Source organism: Rhodococcus sp. EPR-147, assembly GCF_001647185.1.
In the GTDB taxonomy this organism is placed as follows: domain Bacteria; phylum Actinomycetota; class Actinomycetes; order Mycobacteriales; family Mycobacteriaceae; genus Rhodococcoides.
Genome location: NZ_LVCU01000342.1, coordinates 1 through 4380, shown reverse-complemented (window position 1 = coordinate 4380; position 4380 = coordinate 1). Strand labels below are relative to the sequence as shown.

Genomic DNA, 4380 nt, shown 5'->3' with positions numbered 1-4380 from the left:
CGTGTAGGGCTCGCCCTCGACCCGCCCGGCGAGTGAACCGACCTCGTCGGAGGAGACCCGGTTCGGGTCGTACGTCACCCACACCGCCCCGTGTTCGAGCGAATGAACCGCGTTCTCGCTGCGTAGCGGGACGGGGTACACCACTCCGGTACACGTCGCCCAGGTCTGGTCGTGAGGGCCGCCGAACGGCGGACTCTGATCGTAGGCAACTCTCTGAGCTGGTTCGACGTGCCGCGCGGCCGGATACTCGACCTCGACGACGCCGTCGATGCCGCGGGAGGGGTCCGGGTCGTCGGCGGTCGGCGCGAACCGCTCGGCCTGATTGCGTTCGAGGACGCGGGGGGCCAGGTTGTATCCGATCGCACCGACGAGCACGACGATGACGACACCCGCGCCTATCACCGCCCAGGGAGCGCGCACGCCCCCGGGCACTCCGGCTGGGCGTGATCGCCGAGTCGAGCTCCGTCGGCCTCGGGCGGGGTTTCTGCTGCTGTTCATATTGCTCCTCCATCAAATACTATGCACCATAGTATTTGAATCAAGGTCCCAGGAAGCCCCTACGCACGACAGGACGGCCGATGCCGGTGTTCCGCGCACCCTCAACTGCTCGCGGGCAGCTTGCCCTTCATGTGCTGGCCTACAACGGTGCACGCCTGCTCTTCGTGTGTGTCGCCGCAGGAGTGCTTTTGGCCGTCGACGCACTGACGAGCCTTGACATTTCCTTCGTGTTGGTACTGCTTGGCGCACTTGCAGCAAGCCTGCCGCTGTCGGCACTGACCCTGAGGAAGCTCCGCCGAACCATCAATGCGGACATCGAAGCAGTCGATCGCACGCGCTCGATCAAGAAGCGAGGCCCCGCGGCGGGACGACCCGGCACCGACAAACCGTGACGTCGGCGCACGGACTTCGGCGTTGGCGTTGGCGTTGGCGTTGGCGGATCGTCCGTGTCGGTCACTGTTCGCCGACCCATTCGACGGACGCTTCGGCGTCCGGCTCGATGTCTAGTAGTTCCAGGGTGCGGTGCATCAGAGTCTCGATCCGATACTCGAGATCATCGACGAGGTCAGGCACATCGGCCAGAGCGGCGTGGGCACGGCGGCGGGCATCGACACCGATTAGCTAGTAGTCCGAGCCTGGTGCAGCTGACACCGGGTGCGGTGGTGTGCCGGTGACGTCAGTTTCCCGCTCGCCACGACCGCGTCGCCACGACAGGGGCGGGCGTGGATCGCGCCGGGGCAGTCGCCCGGAGCGGTGAGCAGCGATGACCGCCCCGACCGCTACCTGGGGCATCGGGTCGGCGGGAAACGGCACGACCCCACCGGTCGATCGGAACGGCGACGGGGCCTGGACGCACCGGCCACCTGCACATACCGGGAAAAGTCTCCCCCGGTACGTGCTCGGTGAGTAGTAGCGTCGAGGGGTAGCGATAGAACCGCAGGACAGTACGCCAGCGTTCCCACATCTCGGCGGGACGGAAGCCTTCCGACTCATCGGCTGATATCCGGACACTGTGCCGCCCACCGATCCACAGGGATGGAACTGACCACGCGCGGATGGGCCGCGAGTTCGTGCTACTTGAGCACGCAAATTACACCGCTGGGTGGGCTTGTCACCGAGGTCGGCAGACGAGGTGCAGGTGGGAGTTCGATTGCTTCCGAAGGGAATACGAACACCGAAGAACCGCCGAGTGAGCTGCACCTCATCGACTTGCGGCTCCGTACACGGCCGGGAGACTTGGTTGCATGACATCTTCTGTGGCACTCAGCCGCGAAACAGCCGTCGGCGCGGAGGCGCGACTGTCGTGGATACTGTCCGCGCTGGCCGGAATGGTGGGTGCTGTCGCATTTCTGCATTCGGCGGGGTATTTCGTGACGTTCATGACCGGCAACACCGAACGCGCCGTCATCGGGCATTTCGGCAGTCCGGAAGGTAAGCCCGTTGCACCCGGCGCATCGCCGTGGGCGGCGCTGGCTTTGATGGGTGCCTTTCTGGCGGGAGTGGTGATCGCGTCGATCTGCCGCCGCCGATACTGGTCCAATCACCCACACGGAGCAACAGTTGTCACGACCATCGCCCTCGCCGCGGCAGGGCTCATCGATATCGGGATATCCGGCTGGGCGTCCGACGACGTAAATTTCTATCCCATTCTGTTGGTTGCGTTCGCTCTCGGCGCGCTCAACACAGCATTCACGAAACGAGAAGAAACCTACATCCCCCTGAGCTACGTCACCGGCACCGTCGTCAAACTGGGCCAAGGGATCGAAAGACACCTACTGGGCGGCGGTACTTACCTCGACTGGCTTTGCTATGCAATGCTTCTCGGGTCCTTCGCAGCCGGAGGCGCAGCCGGGGCTCTGATCGGTGCCGCGATCACCGGACCTCAAGTACTCCTGGTTACCGCAGCCATCAGCCTGCTTGCAAGCATCTTCACCTTCACTCACACCGAGCGACGATCCCTATGGGGATAGGTCTATTCCCGGCCAGCGAAAACCTACGGGTCCGCGCTCCCGAGATCGTTCTGCTCCACCGGCGGACTCGACCAACAGAAACACTGTCGCAACGTGAATCAATCGGTTTGAGCGTGTGGAGAGGATGTTCGATACACACCATCTCTCGCTTGGCCCTGATCTCTTCGCCAAGGCGTCAGCGATGCCGGTAGTTGCTAGGTGGGTTGGGAGGTCGGTGCCGAAACCGTCAATAGTCGGCGACGCCGACGAGCGAGCTCGGTTTCGCAGCTACGTCGTGCACGGCCGCATCGGTCCCCGTGTGCGATCCGGATCGGAGCCATTGCCGACGACGGATACGGCAGATTCTGGGTCTCCCGCTGTGGACAACCGCGGGTGGTTCGCCCGCATCGCTACGCGTTGGCCATCGCGCTCGGTGGGTCGATCGACGAGTCGGTGAACGCATTGCACATGTCCGACAACCCGATCTGTGTACGAGTGACGCTGGACGAGGCGCAGCAACAGCCTCTTCACGTGGTCGACGGGAACCAATCGCAGAATCTGCGCGACATGGCCGCGAAAGGTCGCGGCGGTGGACGCCGCCGACCCGGGCTTTGGTACGGGCCGGATCGAGCCGCACGGGCGACGCGCGCCGGTTGCGTACGGCGGTACGCCATGGCCGAGACGACGTATCGGTGCAGGCAGCCTACTGAAGAGCGGTACACCCACGCTGTTCTCTCTAGCGTCGACGGATCGCAACCCACAGTCCGCAACGTCGGCAGATATAGGCAGCTCCCCCTGCCAGGGAGTGCAACTTCACGGTCGGGAAATCGCGACCACAGCAGGAACAGGCCGAGGTGCCGTCACTCTCACTGGACAGATTCATGAGCAAGCCCTTTCCGTCGAGAGTGACGGGAGAAGTTCGGCACTCCGTCTCCTTCCGCGTAATCGAATTCTACGACCTGTGCGCTGCCAACTTCAGCACGGATATACCGTGGGTGGATGGAGATCACCCTGCAGTATTTCGACGGTTGCCCGAACTGGACGGTCACTGCTGAACGGTTGCAGCTCCTCGCCGCGGAACACTCGGACGCCGTGCTCGTCTATCAACGCGTGGACACGGTGGACATGGCCGAACAGGTGCGTTTTCGTGGCTCTCCGACCGTTCTCGTCGACGGCGTCGACGTCATGGGCGACACATCCGCCGCAGTCGGTCTGGCCTGCCGTGTGTACATGACAGGTGACGGGCCGGCGGGTGCGCCGAGCATGGCTCAGCTCCGGGAAGCCATCCTCGGCTGACACCCGAATCGGGATACCCCAGGGGGTACTCATTGGTATCGTCGGTGACATACAGTCAGCTGATCGGCATGGTCGACGGGGCACAGCTCCGGAGGCCGGTTTGCTGAAAGCACTGACGGTGTTCGGCGTGCTGTTAATGCCTTCGGTGACACCGAACAATGAAGGTGATACAGCCGTGCTCGGGGGCCCGCATCCCTTTTTGAGTGCGGAGTCGCGGACGTCGCTGAATCCGGCGGTCGTCGATCCGACGAGATGTCCCGTGCGGGCGTTCTTCATCCCGCAGATGCGGGCCGTCCCGTCTCGACGGACCAGGGATCGACGCAGTTCGCAACCGTCGACACCGACGGCAACCTGATCGCCTTGCATAACGACGCCCCCGCACCCGAGGGACAGTTCTACCCGTCGCTCGACGGACGAGGGCGCACGATTGAAATTGGCTCGGCGCGGCGACTGCCGTCACCACTGACCGATCGACCCGCTCTTGGCAGGACCACTCAAGAGCCCATCGGACCACACATGATCACACCCGCAGCGGCGAGGGCACCGAACACGATCGGACTCGCGGTGATCGAGAGGACGATCAAGGACAGTTGGGTGCGGGCCCGCGCGTGCACGGGGGTGGACACAGCGACGGTGA

General features: G+C 63.9%; 4 protein-coding genes. 3 read left to right on the top strand and 1 reads right to left on the bottom strand.

The window, feature by feature from the left end; all coding sequences use genetic code 11:
* Positions 1–420: DUF3105 domain-containing protein (locus A2J02_RS15695; RefSeq protein WP_231893870.1), on the bottom strand; the 420-nt coding region annotated here is incomplete at its 3' end.
* Between the two features lie 158 nt (positions 421–578).
* Between A2J02_RS15695 and A2J02_RS15690 the strand changes: the two genes are divergently transcribed.
* The 3 genes from A2J02_RS15690 to A2J02_RS15680 all read left to right on the top strand — a co-directional run bounded on the left by A2J02_RS15690 (position 579) and on the right by A2J02_RS15680 (position 3743).
* Positions 579–890 carry a DUF4229 domain-containing protein gene (locus tag A2J02_RS15690; RefSeq protein ID WP_008720486.1) on the top strand — a complete coding sequence of 104 codons (312 nt, stop codon included), beginning with the start codon at positions 579–581 and terminating at the stop codon, positions 888–890.
* A gap of 852 nt (positions 891–1742) precedes the next feature.
* Positions 1743–2468 carry a YoaK family protein gene (locus A2J02_RS15685; RefSeq protein WP_008720488.1) on the top strand — a complete coding sequence of 242 codons (726 nt, stop codon included), beginning with the start codon at positions 1743–1745 and terminating at the stop codon, positions 2466–2468.
* A gap of 978 nt (positions 2469–3446) precedes the next feature.
* Positions 3447–3743 carry a hypothetical protein gene (locus A2J02_RS15680; protein ID WP_008720468.1) on the top strand — a complete coding sequence of 99 codons (297 nt, stop codon included), beginning with the start codon at positions 3447–3449 and terminating at the stop codon, positions 3741–3743.
* Positions 3744–4380: the final 637 nt, after the last annotated feature.